Raw genomic sequence first — 19,958 nt, forward strand, 5'->3', positions numbered from 1 at the left:
GCCTCTCAGGGTCAATGGGGCCTCGCATTTGACATTCAGGTAACGGCCAGACGCAAACCTAGATCGTCAGGATAGGGATCAAAGTAGTTCTGCGTCATCAAATACCGGTCGGGATATTCGGCCAGATAGTGTTTCAGCAGCGTGAGCGGGGCGAGAATCGGCAGTAATCCGTCGCGATAATGCAGGATCACGTCGCGCAATTCGCCGCGCTGGCGGCTGTTCAGCTGGTTACGGAAATAGCCCTGAATATGCATCAGCACATTAGTGTGGTTTTTCCGCGACGCGGGTTTTCTGAGGATCGTCATCAGCTTTTCGCGGTACGCCTCGAAGAAGGCCTCCAGATCGTCCCACTCGTGCAGCGAGGCGACGAACGGACCAATCTCGCGGTAGCCCGCCTGATGGTGCGCCAGCAGCTGGAGTTTGTAACGGCTATGGAAATCCAGCAACCCGCGGCGCGTCAGGCCATTCCCCCGCAGCGTATTCAGCTCATGAAGCGCGAAAACCCGCTCGACAAAGTTCTCCCGCAGCACCGGGTCATGCAGGCGTCCATCTTCCTCCACCGGTAGCCACGGCCAGGCTTCAAGCAGGGCGGCGGTGAACAGCCCGACACCCTCCTTGCGACCCGCATTACCCTTTTCATCATACAGCCGCACGCGTTCCATGCCGCAGCTTGGCGATTTAGCACAGACGATAAATCCGCAAAGATCGCCCAGTTTCGGCACATATCCTGCCGCAAAGTCGGTCATTTTTTGGGTGACTTCTTCGTGAGGCGCTTTGCTGAACCGCATCTGCGTCTCACCGCTGGCGATCTGCGTCAGGCGCAGCGCCGGGCGAGGTGTCGGCAGGCCGATCGCCATTTCCGGACAAACGGGCCGGAAGTTCACCCACTCTGCCAGTTCATCCATGACAAAGCCCATACGCTTATGGCCGCCGTCGAAGCGAACGGCGGAACCGGTCAAGCATCCGCTAATACCCAGCACTGGTTTCGTTGTCATGATGTGCACCTCCAGAGTGACTCTTTAAAAGTTACACAAAATGATTATTTTGTCCAAGTATTGGCGGATATATTTTTTATTATCTATACATATCAATAAGTTTTAGCTTCCCTTATAGGTCGAATAACCGTACTGGCTGAGCAGCAGTGGAATGTGAAGTTTTTCGTTGGTGCGGGTGACGGTAAACAGCACCGGGATCTCTGGGAAGAACGACTCCAGCTTGTTGCCGTGGAAGTATTCTGCCGTTTTGAAGGTCACTTTATAGACGCCTGGCTGCATATCCTGATCCGCCGGATAGAGCGATTTAATGCGTCCGTCCTGGTCAGTTTTGCCGCTGGCAAGCGGGGTCCATTTATCCTGCTGCTGCTTTTCCAGCGTAACGGTGACGCCCGGCGGCGGCGTGCCGGTTTGCTGGTCAAGAATATGCACGCTCAGGGTGCCGGCAGGGGCGGCACCAAAGGCGACAGGGGCAAAGGCCATAGCGGCGAGGATCAGCAGAGGGGCAGTTTTTTTCATCATGTTTTCCTGTGGAGTGATAAGTCACAGGAAAACGTTAGCATTTGCCGCGCGGGAAAATATTCAACTTTTCGTGAAGATTCCCGCAGGAGAAAATAATCAGAGGATAATTACCTTAAGGGCAACCTGCTGCTGCCACTGTTCCACCTGCTTTTTGCGCGCGGCAGTGAGTTTACCGCTGGTGACCAACAGCCACTGGCGGTCCGGGAAGATCTCCGGTGCCAGCGCGGCAGGGGGAATGGGCAGAATGTTAATACGGTGGCCCTGGCCGGTACGCGCCAGGGCTTCGAGCCAGATTTCGCACGGATCGTTCAGGTGCCAGCCGCTGAGCAGGAGGTTGTCGCCCGGCGCTTTTTTATCGCTCTCAAGGCAAAACGAGGCGTAGGCGATGATGATGCCATCAAGAATTTCGCGCAGGGTCATGACGGCAGGAACGTTGGCCGAGACCTGGCTGCGCAGCGGGCGTAGCACGTTTACGACCAGCTCCGGGCGCGGATACTCGCGACCGGCATCGTAAATCATCTGGCGCAGGGATTCGATTTTGCCCGCCTGCAAACGCTGCAGCATGGTCTGTTGCAGCGTTTGCCAGTTGTTGGTCCGGCTCGGGGCAGGGCGTTCCAGAAGCGGCTTCACCTGGCCGATGGGCACACCTTTTTTCACCCAGTCGAGGATTTTCAGCGCCTGCTGGATATCCTCGTCGCTGTACTGGCGATGGCCGCCCTCGGTGCGCTGGGGCTTGAGTAAACCGTAGCGACGCTGCCATGCCCGCAACGTAGTAGCGGTGATCCCGCTGAGTCTGGCGAATTCGCCGATGGAGTAAGCCATGCCTGCGTCCGAAAGGGGGGAATAATCTCAATATACTACGAATATTTTCCGGCGGGATGAAGCGCCAGATCGGTGCACTACACTTTAATTCAAAACGTGCAAATGACAGGAGTTCTCATGAAACTATGGCCCGTTGTGACCGGTGTCGCCATTGCGCTGACTCTGGTTGCCTGTAAATCCCCTACGCCGCCGAAAGGCGTGCAGCCGATCACCAACTTTGATGCCAGCCGCTATCTGGGCAAGTGGTATGAAATCGCACGTCTGGAAAACCGCTTTGAGCGCGGCATGGAGCAGGTGACCGCCACCTACGGCAAGCGCAGCGACGGCGGGATCAGCGTGCTTAACCGGGGCTATGACCCGTTGAAGCGCAAGTGGAGTGAGAGCGAAGGCAAAGCCTATTACACCGGCGAGCCAACTACCGCTGCGCTGAAGGTCTCGTTCTTCGGCCCGTTCTACGGCGGTTATAACGTGATCAAGCTGGACGATGACTACCAGTACGCGCTGGTCAGCGGCCCGGATCGCGACTATCTGTGGATCCTGTCGCGTACGCCAACCATTCCGGATGCGGTGAAGCAGGATTATCTCAATACCGCGCGCAGCCTGGGCTTCCGGGTGGATGAGCTGGTATGGGTGAGACACTAAAGATCGTGCTTTCTTCCTGGGGCAATGTGCGGGCAGGGGAATAGACTTGCGTCATGGGCACACGGGAGATGACATATGCACTGGCAACCCTTTCGCGGCACCGCGCCGACCACCATGACCATCTACAGCGCGTCGTTTCCCGATGTCAGCGACAACTGGCCGATGAAAGACGAGGTGACGCGTGAGCTGAACGCCGTCGATCGCGCGTTAAAGGCGGACCCGCAGCTAATGCCGCCGCTGATTGAAAAGGATGCCAGCGGCGAGAAGACGATTAAATGTCAGCATCAGTGGTCTGAAAAGGCTTTCGCGACACGCCCGGCGGTCATCGCCTGGCGTACCCGGCTGGTGCCCACCGCGCTGGCCCTGTACGCCATCCAGAACCCGCTGGATGAGCATCTCCCCGACGGCACCCGGATGGACAGCCGCAGCCGCCAGTGGTTTATCCACGCCAACGATGCTATCGGCATCCGTTCCCGGGCGAAGGTGCTCTCCGTGCTGGCGGAACAGTATCTGCATAACGACATCGACAACGTCTGGGTCAGCCTCGCCAGCGGGGCGGCAGTTCCGGTGCTGGAGGCGCTGCGCAGCGCCCATCTGGACGGGCAAAACGTGCATTTAACCCTGGTGGATTACGATCCCGTCTCCCTGCGCTGGGCAGAGAAAATGGCCGCCGCCGAAGGGCTGAGAGTCGGGGAGCAGGTGACGATATTGCAGCGCGATCTGAAAGATGGCCTGATCCACAGCGATAAACTGATACAGGAGCTGGGCGAAGGTAAGGTCGAGCTGGTGGACGCGCTGGGGATCTTCGAATACTTCAACGACACCGAGGCAGTGACCTTCCTGCAACATGTCCTGCGCCTGATTAAACCCGGCGGAGCGCTGATTATCTCCAATATGCTCACCAGCAGCCCGCAGATTGATTTCGCCCTGCGCTGTATCGGCTGGACGCCCATATTCCCGCGTACGTTACAGCAGCTGCAGGATATTCATCTCGCGGCGGGTATCGCAGTGGAAAACGTCACGGTGATCGTGCCGAAAGACGGGGTATATGCGGTGATGGAGATCCGGGTTTAGGTTCCCTCTCCCGTTGGGAGAGGGTAATCTTTAACACTTGATTAAGATCTATTGCCCTATCATGATCGCATTATGAAAATCGAAACCGCAGTTCCCTCACAATTTGAACGTCTCGTCGCGATCTGGGAGTCCTCCGTTCGCGCCACTCATCACTTTCTGCAGGAGAGCGATATCGCGGCGTTACGCCCGCTATTGCTCAACGCTTATCTGCCAAATTTAAACGTTGTGATTGCCCGGGATGAAACCGGCGCCATTCACGGCTTTTTGGGCGTGGACGAAAACCGCATTGAGATGCTGTTTGTTGACGATGTGAGCCGGGGAAAAGGCGTCGGCTCGCTGTTGCTGAAGTACGCTATTGACCATTTCGGCGCAAACGAGGTGGACGTCAACGAGCAAAACCCGCAGGGCGTGGGTTTTTATCAGCATATGGGATTTGTGCAGACCGGGCGGTCAGAGCTGGACGGGCAGGGCAATCCGTTCCCGTTGCTGCATATGCGGTATGACGGTTAATAGCCGCACATTCTGCCCCCTCTCCTCCTTGGGAGAGAGGGGTTTCCAGAGGTCGATTAGTTACTTGTAATCTGCCCAACGATCACGCCACGCACTTTCTTGCCGTTGAAGTAATAAGAGACGGTATTACTTTGAGTGAATCCGCCCTGAACGGGAGTTTCCTGATAGAAAAGAACAGCCTCCTTTTTTATTTCCTCATTATTACCCAATGACTGAGCGATATCCTGACGGGCGGCATCAAGCAGGGGTGTCTTCCCTATGGAAACGCGAATGGATGCTGGCGATGCTACACACTCTTTATGATTGCCATCTTTAGCCATTGCAATAGCAGTGAGTAATCCTCTCCCCATTTCATTATCGGAAATAAACCAATAATTTATACCGTCTTTTGAATGCAGGCAGAGCCAGCGAGCAGAGCTGTCTATCTGAATGGGTATATCAGCAATATCCGTCAGGGAAGTCGTCTCCATCTGAATGGCTTTGTTGCCGATAGTGACAACAGGAGAAAGCGGAAACGCTGCTGCGATTTCCGGTATAGAGATATCCTCCTGATAATATTGCTTTGCAAAGCCGGTCATTTGCTCTGCGTAAACGTATTGACTGGCCGAAAGCAGCACCAGGAATAAAGTCGATAAGCGTTTCATTTGACTATCAGCTCCGTATCGTCACTTTTCCATATGCTCCTTCTGGCACTTAATGGAGCAATAATACATCCTTCAGATGAGTCTTCCGGATGCTGGCTGCTTTTCCCATGAATTTTGAACGCATCTCTCCCGCACATATCATTTGTCGAATAAGGTGTCAGGCTCAGCGTATATTTTCCTGTATGGGCAGAATTATAGGGAGCACCGATAGTATATTTTCCCCGCGGCAGAGGCCCGCTGTTCTTAACGCACTCATGAGCGGGATCGTTCTTATATCCACTTGCCCCTGCGTAATCAGCATCGAACTGGTAGACTCCATCGAGATAAAATTTGTGCTCTTTTACGTCATATTCCCACGACATATTTCCTCCTTAGTCTCTTTCTTTCCATGTGTCCGAATGGATGATGTTTCCGTCAAGGTAATGCCACGTAATTTTTTCATATGTCAGGTCGATATACTCCTGATGCGTATTGCGTGCATTTTGAGGGTGTTTGATATCAAACATGACGGGCTCGATTTGAACGACCTTCGCGTTCTCTAAGGTTGTTTTGAAGTATGCTTCCTCCAGTCCGTTATAATTTATTCGATAAAATATGAATTCTGCTTTTTTAAACGTTTGGCCCGTGCTGAGAGCCTTATATAACCAAGGGGATGATGAATCAATCTCTTTCATGAATGCGTAAGAACTATATATGCGCTTGGATGTTATTTTTCCGGAAAATTTATCGATTGGTTGCTCCACTGAATGCATTAATTCAATGACTTCAATTGAACCCTCGCGGTTTTTTATGTCAACTGAGCCTTTAATCGAACGACCAGAATCATCTTCAAGCCACAAATAAACGGGTATGGCCATTTTCACCTCCTTATGTAGATTCAAATAAAATACATCCAGTTAAAGGATTAGAATGTGATATGTACCTGAAAAGAGCAGTTTAAATATTTTAATTTATAGGGGTGATAAAGAAATTTTATTATTTATATTTATGGGGATTATCTTTCGGATGTCAGGCAGTATTGTTCAATAACGCCGGGTGGCGGCTTCGCCTTACCCGGCCTACAAAACCAAAACGGTAGGCCCGCTAAGCGTAGCGCCACCGGGCATCAGGCCGATCCGCGTATTCATTCTGATTTGTGTCGTCCTGAGTATACCGGGGCGCTAAAGGGCGGCTTGCCAGCCTCTGTTTATAGAGTTCCCATTTTTTGCTCGGGATGAAGTTTAGGGTGGCGTTGTGAGGGAGATACAGGAGTGGGCAGTTGTTCGGTTTTACCGAACAACTGAATATCTGCCGAACCTGTAAGTCATGCTTACAGGTTGCGGAATGACTATTTGAAACTAACTGCTTAGGATACAGCCAGCGCCCCTTCAATGCCTTTCAGCTTTTGCTGCGCCTGTTTTAATTCGGCGAGCAGCGCCTTTTCATGCGGGTTGTGCGCCATCACCACGATGCAGCCATCCATGACTTTTACCGTGACTTTATCCCCGGTATCAAACCCCGCCGCACGCAGCCATTTGCCGGAAAGAATCAGGTTTGGCGTACTGCGGTCGAGACCTTGCGGGCGATATCCCACAATTAATGTACGCTCAGTTCCGGTTGCGGTGGTGTCTGGGGTAGAATGCGAATCAGCCATAATCAACTCCTTGATAGTTGGTGAGGTTAGCTCTCGTCGGGTATTGCGAGTACCGGGCGAGGGCGTTTCGACTCAGGTTATCCTGTGATAAGGTACGTACCTGAATGATTAGATATTGCTCTCACAGGTACGTACATGTCAACAGCTAAACGCGATCCAAATCAGTCAAAATCCGGTAAAGCACCGACTTTTCAGATTCGAATTACGCCGGAGTTGAAGGCGCAGTTTGAAGCGGCGGCTAAGGCGGAGGGGATGAGTTTGGGGAATTGGTTGAAAACATTAGCTAGAAATGAAATTAAACGTTTAGGGATAGAACCTCATAACTGAGAGGGCATTCATGAATAATTTTAAAGATACTGGAACATCAAATAATAGCGTCATAAATTATCTTAATTATTATTTCTTTGGTGATAGCATAACTGATTATGCAGTATTGATTACCGGTTCGTGGGGAAGTGGAAAAACTTATTTTATTAAAAACAAAATATTCATTGATGATAAAGAAAGAGTTAAACCACTTTATGTAACATTAAACGGTGTAACATCAATTACAGAAATAACCGATCAATTTTTTTCTCAATTACATCCACGGTTATCGTCAAAGTCAGTGAGAATGCTGGGTATTTTTGCGTCTAGGATCCTTAACGGATATGCAGGTACAGATGTATCTAAAGATGTAGATGATAAATCAATAGTAAAAGATGTTTTTCTAAATATTAATAATAGGATAATAATATTTGATGATCTTGAGAGGTGCTTAATCCCCATTCAAAGTATACTTGGTTATATAAATTCCTTTGTAGAGCATGATGGATGTAAAGTTTTAATTGTTGCAAGTGAAGATGACATACCAGAAGAACAGAAAAGAACTTACTATTTAAAAAAAGAAAAGGTGATAGGTAAAACAATAAGTTTAATACCAGCCATAGACGAGGTAATCGATTATTTTTGCGATACCTTAAAAAGCCAAGTTGCAAAAAAAGCTATTGCAAAAAACAAGAATACTATTATAAGTATAATTTATAATTCTGGTAGCGTTAATTTTAGAAGCATTCGAGCAATATTTGATGATTTTGATAGAACGATTCTTACTTTTGATAAATACTTTAAATCATCCTCGCGAGCCGTTATTAAATTACTAACCTCAATGCTGGCATTAGGGATTGAATATAGAGCAGGTAATATTTCTACAGATGATGTAGGAAATATCCCGACAAACTCTCTTCTTTATGGTCTTTCTTACTCTATAGATCATAATTCTCTGAATATTATTGAGAAATACTCTTCAATAGAATGGTTTGATCCTGTAATTCCTTATGTTTCGCTTGCAAAAATTTTTTCAACAGGAACATTTAATACAAATGATATAGAAGTACATTTATCACAACATCCTTTACTCAGTAGTAAAAAGCATAATCAATTTTGGAGAGAATTGTGGAGTTGGACTGATCTAACAAGAACTAAATATATAATTGCTCTAAATGGGTTGAAAGATCAACTTGAAAGGTTTGAGATTGTTGAACCTGAAATAATAATGCATGTCGTCGGCATTTTGTTAAGTTTAGAAATCGAAAATGATAAGTATGCAACATCAGAGGTTGATGTTGTTGATTATTGTAAAAAGTACATCGACGAAATTAAATTAAGAAATATTTTATTGCCGAATATTTCTTTTTTTAGTGACAATTACTCTTCAAAATATGAGTTAGGGTTCATAAGTAGTGATAATGTAAAATTTACAGAGGTTAAAAATTATTTAAAGGTTGCTGTAAATTATCGCTTTTTGTATTCAATCAAAAAAATATATCCGGATCTATTATTCTCGATGTCAAAAAAACCTGAGGAATACTTACGTCTCTATGAATATGGTATTAATGAAGGTAATTATGGAGGGGTTGCTTTCTTGCATCTAATCCCACCCGGATATTTTGCAAATATGATTATTAATGATTGGGTTTGTAATGGGAGATTGCTATCATCTTTAAACGAGAGATATTCGAGAGACAAACATAGCAAAAATTTAGATATCGAATATTTATGGCTGAAGAGGCTTATGAAAATAACTTACAACATTGCTAATAATGCAAAGGAACCACAAAAGGCACAATTGATAAAGAAATTAAGATATTATTTCAGCTTGATAGAAAAAAACATCTCATTCTCAAAAAGCGTTTGATTTTGGCGGAAGATCACAGGAGTCGAACCTGCCCAGGACCGCTGGCGGCCCCAACTGGATTTGAAGTCCAGCCACCTCACCGGAGATGACGATCTTCCGCGCCTCGATTGCTACATGGAGGCGGGGCGCATTATAGCTACTTTCAATCATTTACCCCATCTTTTCCCTCACTTATTTCACCCCTTTTTTGACCTGCGCTAACCCTCCAGCGTAAACCATAAGAAAATCCTCAGGTTACATTTTCCGCCTCCGCACTTTTAACGCGATCACAAAAAACAAGAAACGTAAAAACGTAACCAGAAAACGCAATACCTGCCTGGAAGGGGATGGTTTACAAGAAATGTAACCGGTCTCAGCGCCCCTACGCGTGAAGGAAAAACAATGAAAAGCGAAGTCTTATCCGTCAAAGAGAAAATTGGTTACGGCATGGGTGACGCCGCAAGTCACATCATCTTCGACAACGTCATGCTCTACATGATGTTCTTCTACACCGATATCTTCGGTATCCCCGCCGGGTTCGTCGGCACCATGTTCCTGCTGGCGCGCGCGCTGGATGCCATCTCCGACCCCTGCATGGGGCTGCTGGCCGACCGCACCCGCAGCCGCTGGGGTAAGTTCCGCCCGTGGATCCTGTTCGGTGCCATCCCCTTTGGCCTGGTCTGCGTGCTGGCCTACACCACGCCGGACCTCAGCCTGAACGGCAAAATGATCTACGCCGCCGTCACCTATACGCTACTAACCCTGCTCTATACCGTGGTCAACATCCCTTACTGCGCGCTGGGCGGGGTGATCACCAACGACCCAACGCAGCGTATCTCCCTCCAGTCCTGGCGCTTTGTGCTGGCGACGGCGGGCGGCATGCTCTCTACGGTGCTGATGATGCCGCTGGTGAATATGATTGGCGGCGAGGATAAAGCGTTCGGCTTCCAGGGCGGCATCGCGGTGCTGTCGGTGGTGGCCTTCCTGATGCTGGCGTTCTGCTTCTTCACCACCAAAGAGCGTATCCAGGTGCCGCCGAGCACCACCTCCATGCGCGAAGATCTGCGCGATATCTGGCAGAACGACCAGTGGCGCATCGTCGGGCTGCTCACCATCCTCAATATTCTGGCGGTCTGCGTGCGCGGCGGGGCGATGATGTATTACGTCACCTGGATCATGGGCTCGCCGGAGCTGTTCGTCGCCTTCCTCACCACCTACTGCGTCGGCAACCTGATTGGCTCCGCGCTGGCGAAACCGCTCACCGACTGGAAATGCAAAGTCAGCGTCTTCTGGTGGACCAACGCCCTGCTGGCGGTAGCCAGCGTGGCGATGTTCTTCGTGCCGATGCAGGCCAGCATCACCATGTTCGGCTTTATCTTCGTCATCGGCGTCCTGCACCAGCTGGTAACGCCGATCCAGTGGGTGATGATGTCCGATACCGTCGATTACGGCGAGTGGACCAACGGTAAGCGCCTGACCGGCATCAGCTTTGCGGGCACGCTGTTCGTGCTCAAGCTTGGCCTGGCGCTGGGCGGAGCATTAATCGGCTGGATGCTGGCAGGCGGCGGCTATGATGCCGCAGCCAAAAGCCAGAACAGCGCCACCATCAGCATCATCATTGCCCTGTTTACCCTTGTCCCGGCGGCGTGCTACCTGCTGAGCGCGGTGATTGCCAAACGCTACTACAGCCTGAAAACGCCATTCCTGATGAAAATCATGAACGACCTGGCGCAGGGCGCGCGTCGTAATCAGCAGGAATTCAACACTCTGCCGGTCAGCAAAGAATTGCAGAACTAAGAGGACGAAAGCATGAAAATCAGTGACGGAAACTGGCTAATTCAACCGGGCCTGAACGTGACGTATCCGGTTCAGGTATTCGATGTGGAGAAGCAGGGCAACGACCTGGTGGTCTATGTCGCCCCGCGCGACGTGCGCGAGCGCACATGGCAGCTCGACACCCTGATGTTCACCGTGCGCCTGTTTGCGCCGCAGGAGGGGATTGTCGGGGTGCGCATAGAGCACTTCCAGGGGGCGCTGGATAACGGCCCGCACTATCCGCTCCACGTCCTGAAAGACGTCAGCGTCCAGATTGAAAACAACGCGGAATTTGCTGAGCTGAAAAGCGGCAACGTCAGCGTCCGCGTCACCAAAGGCGAGTTCTGGGCGCTCGATTTCCTCAGAAACGGCCAGCGCATCACCGGTAGCCAGCTGAAAAACAACGGCTACGTGCAGGACGGCAACAGCGATCGCAACTACATGTTCGAGCGTCTGGATCTGGGGGTGGGCGAAACCGTCTACGGCCTCGGCGAGCGCTTCACCGCCCTGGTACGCAACGGCCAGACGGTCGAAACCTGGAACCGCGACGGCGGCACCAGCACCGAACAGTCATACAAAAATATCCCGTTCTACCTCACCAACCGCGGCTACGGCGTGCTGGTGAATCACCCGGAAAACGTCTCCTTTGAAATCGGCTCCGAGAAGGTGTCGAAGGTTCAGTTCAGCGTCGAGGGCGAGTACCTGGAGTATTTCGTTATCGACGGCCCGACGCCGAAAGAGGTGCTCAACCGTTACACGCAGTTCACCGGGCGTCCGGCGCTGCCGCCGGCCTGGTCGTTTGGCCTGTGGCTCACCACCTCGTTTACCACCAACTACGACGAAGCGACGGTGAACAGCTTTATCGACGGCATGGCGGAGCGCGACCTGCCCCTGCACGTCTTCCACTTCGACTGCTTCTGGATGAAGGCCTTCCAGTGGTGTGATTTCGAGTGGGACCCGGCGACCTTCCCGGATCCGGAGGGGATGATCCGCCGCCTGAAGGAGAAAGGGCTGAAGGTCTGCGTGTGGATCAACCCGTACATCGGGCAGAAATCACCGATCTTTAAGGAGCTGAAAGAGAAGGGCTATCTGCTGAAACGCCCGGACGGCTCCCTGTGGCAGTGGGATAAGTGGCAGCCGGGGCTGGCGATCTACGATTTTACTAATCCGGAAGCCTGCACATGGTATGCCGACAAGCTGAAAGGCCTGGTGGATATCGGCGTCGACTGCTTCAAAACCGACTTCGGCGAGCGCATCCCGACCGACGTGCAGTGGTTCGACGGCTCCGATCCGCAGAAGATGCACAACCACTACGCCTACATCTACAACGAGCTGGTGTGGAACGTGCTGAAAGAGACGGTAGGCGAAGAGGAGGCGGTGCTGTTTGCCCGTTCGGCCTCGGTGGGGGCGCAACAGTTCCCGGTTCACTGGGGCGGGGACTGCTACGCCAACTACGAGTCGATGGCCGAAAGCCTGCGCGGTGGGCTGTCGATCGGGCTCTCCGGGTTCGGGTTCTGGAGCCACGATATCGGCGGGTTCGAAAACACCGCTCCGGAGCATGTCTATAAACGCTGGTGCGCGTTCGGACTGCTCTCCAGCCACAGCCGCCTGCATGGCAGTAAATCCTACCGGGTGCCGTGGGCATACGATGATGAGTCCTGCGACGTGGTGCGCCACTTCACGCAGCTTAAATGCCGGATGATGCCGTACCTCTATCGCCAGGCAGCCCTGGCCCGTGAGTTTGGTACCCCGATGCTGCGGGCGATGATGCTCGAGTTCCCGGACGATCCGGCCTGCGACTATCTTGACCGCCAGTACATGCTGGGGGATTCGGTGATGGTGGCCCCGGTGTTCAGCGAGGCGGGCGACGTGCAGTTCTACCTGCCGGAAGGGCGCTGGACGCACCTGTGGCGCAACGACGAGGTGCAGGGCAGCCGCTGGCATAAACAGCAGCACGACTTCCGCAGCCTGCCGGTCTACGTGCGTGACAACACCCTGCTGGCGCTGGGCAATAACGACCAGAAGCCGGACTATGCGTGGAATCAAGGCACCACTTTCCAGCTGTTTAACCTGGACGATGGTGCCACGGCGGTAAGCGAGGTGCCGGCGGCCAACGGTGCCGTGGCCTTTACCCTGACCGCGACGCGCAACGGGGATACCCTGACGTTAAAAGGGCGCGGCGAAGCGCGGAACTGGTCGGTCTGTTTGCGCAATGTGCATCAGATTAGCGGCGTGAAAGGCGCGTCACATGCGGGGAGCGAGTGGGGCGTGGTGGTTAAAACGGAGGGGGAGGAGGTCGTGATCCACCTCTGAGCCGTCTGTAAAACGCCCGGCGGCGCTGCGCTTACCGGGCCTACGGTTTTGATGTTGTAGGCCGGGTAAGGCGAAGCCGCCACCCGGCTGGTTTGCTCCCTCTCCCTCAGGGAGAGGGCTGGGGTGAGGGTTGTTGCTCAACCGTACTCACCGCCCCACCCGTCATCGTCTGCGTGACCTGCTGTTTATCCATATTTACCGCATTCAGCCTGCCGTTGACCGTCGGCTTCAACGGCGAATCTTTCTGCACATTGCCGCTGGCGTTGAGCTGGATATTGCCGTCGCCCGTCACCGGCAATGCCGGCCAGCCCCACTGCTGGATCACGTTCAACGGCACGCCGCGCCCGGTCAGGTTGATGGTGGTCTGCCGCACCGGCGTCTGCGAAACGCTGGCCTTCGCCTCCAGAATCCCTTTTTCGGTAAAGGCGCTCAGCTCATTGATGGCAATGGTCGAGGCGTTAGCCGTAAGCGACAGCGACGGACGACGCACGTCCACGCGGTTAAAGGTGGCGGCCGCGCCGTTCAGGGTGGCGGTGCCCGCCCATACGCCCCACTGGCGATCTTTCGCCAGCTGCAGGTTGGTGCCATAGCCGTCGAGGGCGGTGATCTGCCAGGGGAAGGCGGTGTCCACGTCGATCACCAGGTTACGGCTCAGGCCGAATTTACGCAGCGTGACGCTGTGCAGCCATTCCGGCAGGGTCTCCATCCACTGCGTTTTCCAGTTCTCCGGCAGGGTGTATTCCAGCCCAGCGACGGCGACATCATCCAGTACCAGCGCTTTCCCGCTGCGCAACCAGTTGCCGGAGGTGCGCACCATCCCGCCTTCCCAGCGCGAGGTGAACTGGCGCAGGGCGATCCCTTGTGGAGAGAATTCCGCATTGAGGATCGGGTCGAACAGATGCACCGAGCCGTAGATATATTCGCTGGCGTTCATCGACAGGCGGCCATCCTCGCTCTGCCAGTCGCCCTGGCTCAGGGTCAGGTTGCGCAAGCTTAAGTCGAGATCGGTAACCGCCCAGTCCGGCCCCTGAAGGCGGGCGTCGGTTACGTCCAGGCGGCCAATATGCAACGACGGCAGGGTGGTGATGGGGGCAAAGAAGTCAGACAGCGATTTATCGCTCTGCAGGCGGATGTCGTTCAGGCGCATGTTGTCCACCTTCCAGCCGCCGTTGGCGTCGCGACGCGCGGTACCGGTGAGCGAGCCCCGCGCCATGTCGGCACCGATGGTGGTCAGGATCACCTCTTTGTCGGTCAGCTCGCCCTCGATCAGCACGTTGCTGGCCGGGACGCCGTTCAGCGTCAGCGACCCGGCGCTAATCTGGATGTTGGCTTTTTTACCCAGCACGTTGCCTGCTTCAGGATCCCAGGGGCGCACGCCGCCGGTGACCTTCTGCGCGCTCAGATCCCACGCGGTATTGGGGCTGTTAAACGCCATGTTGTTCAGCAGCAGGCGATCGGCCTGGAAGGGAAGAGGTGCCGTCTGCGGGGAGAGGTTCAGCGTGCCGTCAAACAGGGTGATGGTATCCATGTGCAGCGGATCGGTGAGCTGTCGGCTGCTCACGCCGATATCCACCATCTTCGCGACCAGAGTCGCGGGTTGACCGTCGCGCCCGAAGGTGACGTTTTTCAGCACCAGGTGCGTGGGCGAAGAGAAACGATGATCCATCAGGTCAAAATTGAGTTCGTAGTCAGTGTTTACCGTGATCCAGCTGCTGACCTGCGCCGCTCCCCAGCGGGTCTGAACAAGGATATAGAGCGCGAGGATCGCAATAAGCACAACGGCCAGAATACCGACGAGAAGCTTTCCAATAAATTTCATGGTCTTCCATCACGTAAAACGTACATAAAGGAGTTATGCACGATTTATGCGCAATGCTCAAGGCGGGAAGGGCGGAATTCTGGGTTACGGCAGCAGTTGCCTGCTGCCGTGAAAGGGATCAGTTCTTTTCTGGCGGGAAAATCAGGTTCAGAACGATAGCGGTGATCCCGCCGGCAGCGATGCCGGAGGAGAGCAGGTTTTTCACCCAGTCCGGGGCAAACTGCAGGATCAGCGGCTGCTGAGACACGCCCAGACCGACCGCCAGCGACAGGGCGATGATCATGATGGCGCGGCGGTTCAGCGGCTCGCGGGAGACGATACGCACGCCCGATGCCGCGATAGTACCGAACATCACCAGCGTTGCGCCGCCGAGTACCGGCTCAGGAATATGCTGCACAAAGCCACTTACCGCCGGGAACAGGCCGAGCACGATCAGCATCAGCGCCACGACAAAGCCCACGTAGCGGCTGGCCACGCCGGTCAACTGGATCACGCCGTTGTTCTGACCGAAGCAGGAGTTCGGGAAGGTGTTGAACACGCCGGAGACAAAGGAGTTCAGACCGTTAGCCAGCACACCACCCTTGAGGCGCTTCATGTACAGCGGGCCAGAGACCGGCTGCTCAGAGACGTCGGAGGTGGCGGTGATATCCCCGATGGTTTCCAGAGAGGTGATCATAAACACCAGCATCAGCGGCAGAAGCAGGTTCCAGTCGATACCCAGGCCGTAGTAGAGCGGAGTCGGGACCACGATCAGCGGGCTGTCGGTCGCGGCGCTGGACTGCGGCAGCATACCCATCGCCCAGGCGGCCAGGTAGCCTGCCGCCATGGCGATCACCAGCGAGGCGACGCGCAGGTACGGGTTACGCTGACGGTTGAGCAGAATAATGATTGCCAGCACCACGCCCGCCAGCAGCAGGTTTTTCGGGGCGCCGAAGGTGTGGTCGGCCATTGCGGCGTAGCCGCCGCCGATAGAGGTCAGGCCCACCTGAATCAGCGACAGGCCGATAATCATCACCACCACGCCGGAGACCAGCGGGGTAATAATGCGGCGCGCCAGGTGCAGCACGCGGGAGATGACCATCTCGGTGCAGCTTGCCAGCATCAGGGTGCCGAACAGCGCCGCCATCATCGTCGGCACATCCGCGCCGCCGGTTTTCAGCGCCGTACCGCCCATGATCAGCGGAGCCACAAAGTTAAAGCTGGTGCCCTGAATCGACAGCAGGCCGGATCCCACTGGACCCCAGGCTTTAATCTGAATGATGGAGGCTACGCCTGAAGCAAACAGCGACATGCTGATGATGTGCTGGGTGTCCTGCGCCGGTAAGCCGAGCGCCTGGCAGATCAGCAGGGCAGGGGTGATGACGGCCACAAACATCGCCAGCAGATGCTGACAGGCGGCGAACAAGGTCTGCGCCAGCGGTGGACGGTCTTCAAGACGGTAAATCAGTTCACTGTTATGCGGCTGCGCAATCGGTTGCGCATCTTGCTGTTCAACGGCGTTAACGGACATCTGCTGCGATCCCCAGGAAGAAAAGCGGGCATTTTAGCCGAGTGGATGAAAAAAGCAAACGATTGCTCGCAAAAATCACAGAGAAATCCCGCCGCTTATTACGGCTTTTCTGTCACGCCAGGGCAAAGTTCATTACACTCCTGCTCCCGATTGCGCTTAAGTCGCGCAATCGGTTCAGGAAAACGCGCATGTTGATGGAGCATGTGCCATATAAGGAGCCCACTATGATTCATCTCGATACGTTGTCGACCCTCGTTGCGGCAACGCTGGTTTTACTGCTTGGCCGTAAACTGGTTCACAGTGTCCCCCTTTTCAGAAAATACACCATCCCGGAGCCCGTCGCGGGCGGACTGCTGGCTGCCGTTGCGCTGCTGGTGCTGAAAAAAAGCATGGGCTGGGAAATCAACTTTGATATGTCGCTAAAGGACCCGCTGATGCTGGCCTTTTTCGCCACCATCGGCCTGAACGCTAACCTCGCCAGCCTGCGGGCAGGCGGCAAAGTGCTGGGCGTGTTCTTAATTGTGGTGGTCGGGCTGCTGGTGATGCAGAACGCCATCGGTATCGGTATGGCTTCCCTGCTGGGGCTGGATCCGCTGATGGGTCTGCTGGCCGGCTCGATTACCCTTTCCGGTGGGCACGGCACCGGTGCGGCCTGGAGTAAGCTGTTTGTTGAGCGCTATGGCTTCCAGAATGCCACCGAAGTGGCGATGGCCTGCGCCACCTTTGGCCTGGTGCTGGGCGGCCTGATTGGCGGGCCGGTGGCGCGCTATCTTGTAAAACACTCCGCCACCCCGAACGGCTGCCCGGAAGATGAAGCGGTGCCGTCGGCGTTCGAAAAGCCGGACGTCGGACGCATGATCACTTCCCTGGTGCTGATCGAAACCATTGCGCTTATCGCCATCTGTCTGACGGCGGGCAAGGTGATTGCGCAACTGCTGGCGGGGTCAGCGCTGGAGCTGCCAACCTTTGTCTGCGTGCTGTTTGTGGGGGTGCTCCTCAGCAATGGCCTCGCCCTGATAGGTTTTTATCGCGTCTTTGAACGTGCGGTATCGGTGCTGGGCAACGTCTGCCTGTCGCTGTTCCTGGCGATGGCGCTGATGAGCCTTAAGCTGTGGGAACTGGCCTCGCTGGCGCTGCCGATGCTGGCTATTCTGGTCGTGCAGGCTCTGTTTATGGCGCTGTATGCGATGTTCGTCACCTGGCGGTTGATGGGCAAAAACTACGACGCGGCGGTGCTTGCAGCCGGACATTGCGGCTTTGGTCTGGGGGCAACGCCGACGGCCATCGCCAACATGCAGGCCATCACCGAGCGTTTCGGTCCGTCACATATGGCGTTTCTGGTGGTGCCGATGGTGGGGGCGTTCTTTATTGATATCGTCAATGCGCTGGTGATCAAACTCTATCTGATGCTGCCGATGTTTGGCTGATCAGGCGTTCGAGTATCGTTCGGTCTCGGGCATCCAGCGCTCGATTAACGCTGCCGCCTGGTCGGGGTAGCGGTCATGGATATGGCGTGCCAGACGCTGTACTTCAGGGATCATACCCTGATCGCGCAGCAAATCGGCCACTTTAAACTCGGCGTTACCGGTCTGGCGGGTGCCGAGCAGCTCTCCCGGGCCACGGATCTCCAGATCCTGTTGCGCAATCACAAAGCCGTCGTTGCTGTCGCGTAAAACCTGTAAACGCTTCTGGGCGGTCTTGGACAGCGGAGCTTTATAGAGCAGCACGCAGTGCGAGGCCACCGCGCCACGTCCTACGCGGCCGCGCAGCTGGTGGAGCTGCGCCAGACCCAGACGTTCCGGGTTTTCGATGATCATCAGGCTGGCGTTAGGCACATCCACCCCCACCTCAATCACCGTGGTGGCGATCAGCAGATGCAGATCGCCCTGCTTGAAGGATTGCATCACCGCCTGCTTCTCGGCAGGCTTCATGCGGCCATGCACCAGCCCGACGTTCAGCTCCGGCAGGGCCAGCTTTAGCTCTTCCCAGGTGGCTTCCGCCGCCTGGGCTTCCAGCAGATCCGACTCCTCAATCAGGGTACAGACCCAGTAGGCCTGGCGGCCTTCCTGACAGGCGTTGCGCACCCGATCGATGATGTCGCTGCGGCGCGTGTCCGGGATGGCGACGGTGGTCACCGGCGTACGGCCCGGGGGCAGCTCGTCGATGGTGGAGGTATCGAGATCGGCATAGGCGGTCATCGCCAGGGTACGCGGGATCGGCGTTGCGGTCATGATCAGCTGGTGCGGATGGTACCCCTGCTGGAGCCCTTTCTCCCACAGCGCCAGCCGCTGATGTACGCCGAAACGGTGCTGTTCATCAATAATCACCAGCGCCAGGCCGTGGAACTGCACCTGCTCCTGGAAGATGGCGTGGGTGCCGACAATCATCTGCACCTGGCCGCTGGCAATGGCCTCCTGCTGCGCCTGTCGCGCCTTGCCTTTTTGTTTTCCGGCCAGCCAGCCCACTTCAACCCCCAGCGGGGCAAACCAGCTGCGGAAGTTATTCGCGTGCTGCTCGGCCAGCAGTTCGGTCGGCGCCATCAGGGCGACCTGTCTGCCGTGCGCAATGGCGCGCAGTGCGGCCAGCGCGGCCACCAGCGTTTTACCGGAGCCAACATCGCCCTGCACCAGGCGCATCATCGGCACGTCCAGCGCCAGGTCGCGCTCGATCTCGGCGGTGACGCGGGCCTGCGCCCCGGTGGGTTTAAACGGCAGCGAGGCCAGCAGTTTATCTTTTAATTCGTTTCGGGCCGGGAGCGGCAGGGCGTGAAAACGCTGCGCCCCAGCGCGTAACGCCAGCATGCTCAGGTTATGCGCCAGCAGCTCTTCCAGAATCAGGCGTCGCTGGGCCGGATGCTGGCCGCTCTCCAGATCGCTGAGTTGCAGCGTCGGCGGCGGGCGGTGCAGGGTGCGCAACGCCTCCGGCAGGCTCATCATCCCCTGCGCCAGCTCGGGCGGCAGCAGTTCGGCAATGGCGCAGGTGTCGAGCAGCTCCAGCGCCTGATCGGTCAGCTTGCGCAGCGTCGCCTGCTTGATGCCTTCGGTGGTCGGATAGACTGGCGTCAGCGTCTCCTGCATCTCCGGGGTGCTGAGATCGCCCTGTACGCGGTATTCGGGATGGATCATCTCCGCGCCGTATTTCCCGCGTTTGGCTTCGCCGTAGGCCAGCACCCGTCGCCCGGCGGCGAGGCTGTTTTTCATCGCCGCGCTGAAGTTGAAGAAGCGCATGGTCAGGATGCCGGAGCCGTCGCTGATCTGGCAGGTCATCATCCGGCGACCGCCGAAGGTGATATTGCTGTTCAGCACTTCGCCTTCAACCGTGGCGTAAATCCCGGGCAGCAGATCGCCAATCTGATAGAGCTGGGTGCGGTCTTCATAACGCAGGGGGAGGTGCAGGAGGAGATCCTGCACGGTATACAGGCCAATTTTTGCCAGTTTGCTGCTCTGGGCCGCGCCAACGCCCGTCAGGGAATTGAGCGGCACAGCATCCAGCAGGCGGCCTTGCATG

The 19,958-nt window shown here is 55.0% G+C and carries 18 protein-coding genes and 1 tRNA gene; 8 read left to right on the plus strand and 11 right to left on the minus strand.

Annotation, left to right across the window (positions count from 1 at the left end; all coding sequences use genetic code 11):
- Positions 1 to 35: 35 nt before the first annotated feature.
- From ACP4QI_RS00265 to ACP4QI_RS00275, 3 genes are all read right to left on the minus strand, one after another.
- Positions 36 to 995 (minus strand): YbgA family protein, encoded by a 960-nt coding sequence (locus tag ACP4QI_RS00265; protein ID WP_285129189.1) that lies wholly within the window; start codon positions 993 to 995, stop codon positions 36 to 38.
- Positions 996 to 1,097: 102 nt separating this feature from the next.
- The gene (gene uraH / locus ACP4QI_RS00270) at positions 1,098 to 1,511 is read right to left on the minus strand and encodes a hydroxyisourate hydrolase (protein ID WP_142487704.1); all 414 of its coding nucleotides are present in this window, start codon (positions 1,509 to 1,511) and stop codon (positions 1,098 to 1,100) included.
- 99 nt (positions 1,512 to 1,610) lie between these two features.
- Complete coding sequence (locus tag ACP4QI_RS00275) at positions 1,611 to 2,336, minus strand: MerR family transcriptional regulator (protein ID WP_426495895.1); 726 nt, start codon at positions 2,334 to 2,336, stop codon at positions 1,611 to 1,613.
- Positions 2,337 to 2,453: 117 nt separating this feature from the next.
- Here ACP4QI_RS00275 and ACP4QI_RS00280 point away from each other — a divergent pair, with 117 nt between their 5' ends.
- The 3 genes from ACP4QI_RS00280 to ACP4QI_RS00290 all read left to right on the plus strand — a co-directional run bounded on the left by ACP4QI_RS00280 (position 2,454) and on the right by ACP4QI_RS00290 (position 4,562).
- Complete coding sequence (locus ACP4QI_RS00280) at positions 2,454 to 2,978, plus strand: lipocalin family protein (RefSeq protein ID WP_231313359.1); 525 nt, start codon at positions 2,454 to 2,456, stop codon at positions 2,976 to 2,978.
- 75 nt (positions 2,979 to 3,053) lie between these two features.
- Complete coding sequence (locus tag ACP4QI_RS00285; protein WP_426495896.1) at positions 3,054 to 4,052, plus strand: SAM-dependent methyltransferase; 999 nt, start codon at positions 3,054 to 3,056, stop codon at positions 4,050 to 4,052.
- A 72-nt stretch (positions 4,053 to 4,124) separates the two neighbouring features.
- On the plus strand, positions 4,125 to 4,562 hold the full coding sequence (locus ACP4QI_RS00290; protein ID WP_426495897.1) for an acetyltransferase: 438 nt from the start codon (positions 4,125 to 4,127) through the stop codon (positions 4,560 to 4,562).
- Between the two features lie 56 nt (positions 4,563 to 4,618).
- Here the strand turns inward: ACP4QI_RS00290 and ACP4QI_RS00295 are convergent, their stop codons facing one another.
- The 4 genes from ACP4QI_RS00295 to ACP4QI_RS00310 form a co-directional block, all read right to left on the minus strand.
- Positions 4,619 to 5,206: a hypothetical protein gene (locus tag ACP4QI_RS00295; RefSeq protein ID WP_426495898.1), complete on the minus strand. Its 588-nt coding sequence runs from the start codon at positions 5,204 to 5,206 to the stop codon at positions 4,619 to 4,621.
- Positions 5,203 to 5,568: a tlde1 domain-containing protein gene (locus ACP4QI_RS00300; RefSeq protein WP_142487709.1), complete on the minus strand. Its 366-nt coding sequence runs from the start codon at positions 5,566 to 5,568 to the stop codon at positions 5,203 to 5,205. The genes ACP4QI_RS00295 and ACP4QI_RS00300 overlap by 4 nt, the downstream gene beginning before the upstream one ends.
- A 9-nt stretch (positions 5,569 to 5,577) precedes the next feature.
- Positions 5,578 to 6,063, minus strand: coding sequence for a type VI secretion system tube protein TssD (gene tssD, locus ACP4QI_RS00305; RefSeq protein ID WP_426495899.1), 486 nt, complete (start codon positions 6,061 to 6,063; stop codon positions 5,578 to 5,580).
- A gap of 488 nt (positions 6,064 to 6,551) precedes the next feature.
- The gene (locus tag ACP4QI_RS00310; protein ID WP_426495900.1) at positions 6,552 to 6,839 is read right to left on the minus strand and encodes a SymE family type I addiction module toxin; all 288 of its coding nucleotides are present in this window, start codon (positions 6,837 to 6,839) and stop codon (positions 6,552 to 6,554) included.
- 135 nt (positions 6,840 to 6,974) lie between these two features.
- On the opposite strand from ACP4QI_RS00310, the gene ACP4QI_RS00315 reads away from it, so the two are divergent.
- Entirely contained in the window at positions 6,975 to 7,166 is a 192-nt protein-coding gene (locus tag ACP4QI_RS00315) for a toxin-antitoxin system HicB family antitoxin (RefSeq protein ID WP_327061080.1), read from the plus strand.
- A 10-nt stretch (positions 7,167 to 7,176) separates the two neighbouring features.
- Positions 7,177 to 9,015 (plus strand): P-loop NTPase fold protein, encoded by a 1,839-nt coding sequence (locus tag ACP4QI_RS00320; RefSeq protein WP_426495901.1) that lies wholly within the window; start codon positions 7,177 to 7,179, stop codon positions 9,013 to 9,015.
- 3 nt (positions 9,016 to 9,018) lie between these two features.
- On the opposite strand, the gene ACP4QI_RS00325 is transcribed toward ACP4QI_RS00320, so the two are convergent.
- Positions 9,019 to 9,113: transfer RNA gene (locus ACP4QI_RS00325), tRNA-Sec, on the minus strand.
- Positions 9,114 to 9,396: 283 nt separating this feature from the next.
- On the opposite strand from ACP4QI_RS00325, the gene ACP4QI_RS00330 reads away from it, so the two are divergent.
- Positions 9,397 to 10,791, plus strand: a complete 1,395-nt coding sequence (locus tag ACP4QI_RS00330) for a glycoside-pentoside-hexuronide family transporter (RefSeq protein ID WP_426495902.1) — start codon at positions 9,397 to 9,399, stop codon at positions 10,789 to 10,791.
- 12 nt (positions 10,792 to 10,803) lie between these two features.
- Positions 10,804 to 13,122: an alpha-xylosidase gene (gene yicI, locus ACP4QI_RS00335; RefSeq protein ID WP_426495903.1), complete on the plus strand. Its 2,319-nt coding sequence runs from the start codon at positions 10,804 to 10,806 to the stop codon at positions 13,120 to 13,122.
- A 106-nt stretch (positions 13,123 to 13,228) separates the two neighbouring features.
- On the opposite strand, the gene ACP4QI_RS00340 is transcribed toward yicI, so the two are convergent.
- Together ACP4QI_RS00340 and ACP4QI_RS00345 are read right to left on the minus strand one after the other, a co-directional pair.
- The gene (locus tag ACP4QI_RS00340) at positions 13,229 to 14,941 is read right to left on the minus strand and encodes an AsmA family protein (protein WP_426495904.1); all 1,713 of its coding nucleotides are present in this window, start codon (positions 14,939 to 14,941) and stop codon (positions 13,229 to 13,231) included.
- Positions 14,942 to 15,059: 118 nt separating this feature from the next.
- Positions 15,060 to 16,451, minus strand: coding sequence for a nucleobase:cation symporter-2 family protein (locus ACP4QI_RS00345; RefSeq protein WP_142487718.1), 1,392 nt, complete (start codon positions 16,449 to 16,451; stop codon positions 15,060 to 15,062).
- 224 nt (positions 16,452 to 16,675) lie between these two features.
- Here ACP4QI_RS00345 and gltS point away from each other — a divergent pair, with 224 nt between their 5' ends.
- Positions 16,676 to 17,878 (plus strand): sodium/glutamate symporter, encoded by a 1,203-nt coding sequence (gltS, locus tag ACP4QI_RS00350; RefSeq protein WP_156262626.1) that lies wholly within the window; start codon positions 16,676 to 16,678, stop codon positions 17,876 to 17,878.
- On the opposite strand, the gene recG is transcribed toward gltS, so the two are convergent.
- Positions 17,879 to 19,957, minus strand: a complete 2,079-nt coding sequence (recG, locus tag ACP4QI_RS00355; protein WP_285129203.1) for an ATP-dependent DNA helicase RecG — start codon at positions 19,955 to 19,957, stop codon at positions 17,879 to 17,881. It lies immediately after the preceding gene.
- Between the last annotated feature and the right edge of the window lies 1 nt (position 19,958).

It is taken from the genome of Leclercia sp. TB492 (genome assembly GCF_049974505.2).
GTDB classification, from domain to species: Bacteria; Pseudomonadota; Gammaproteobacteria; order Enterobacterales; family Enterobacteriaceae; genus Enterobacter; species Enterobacter adecarboxylatus_C.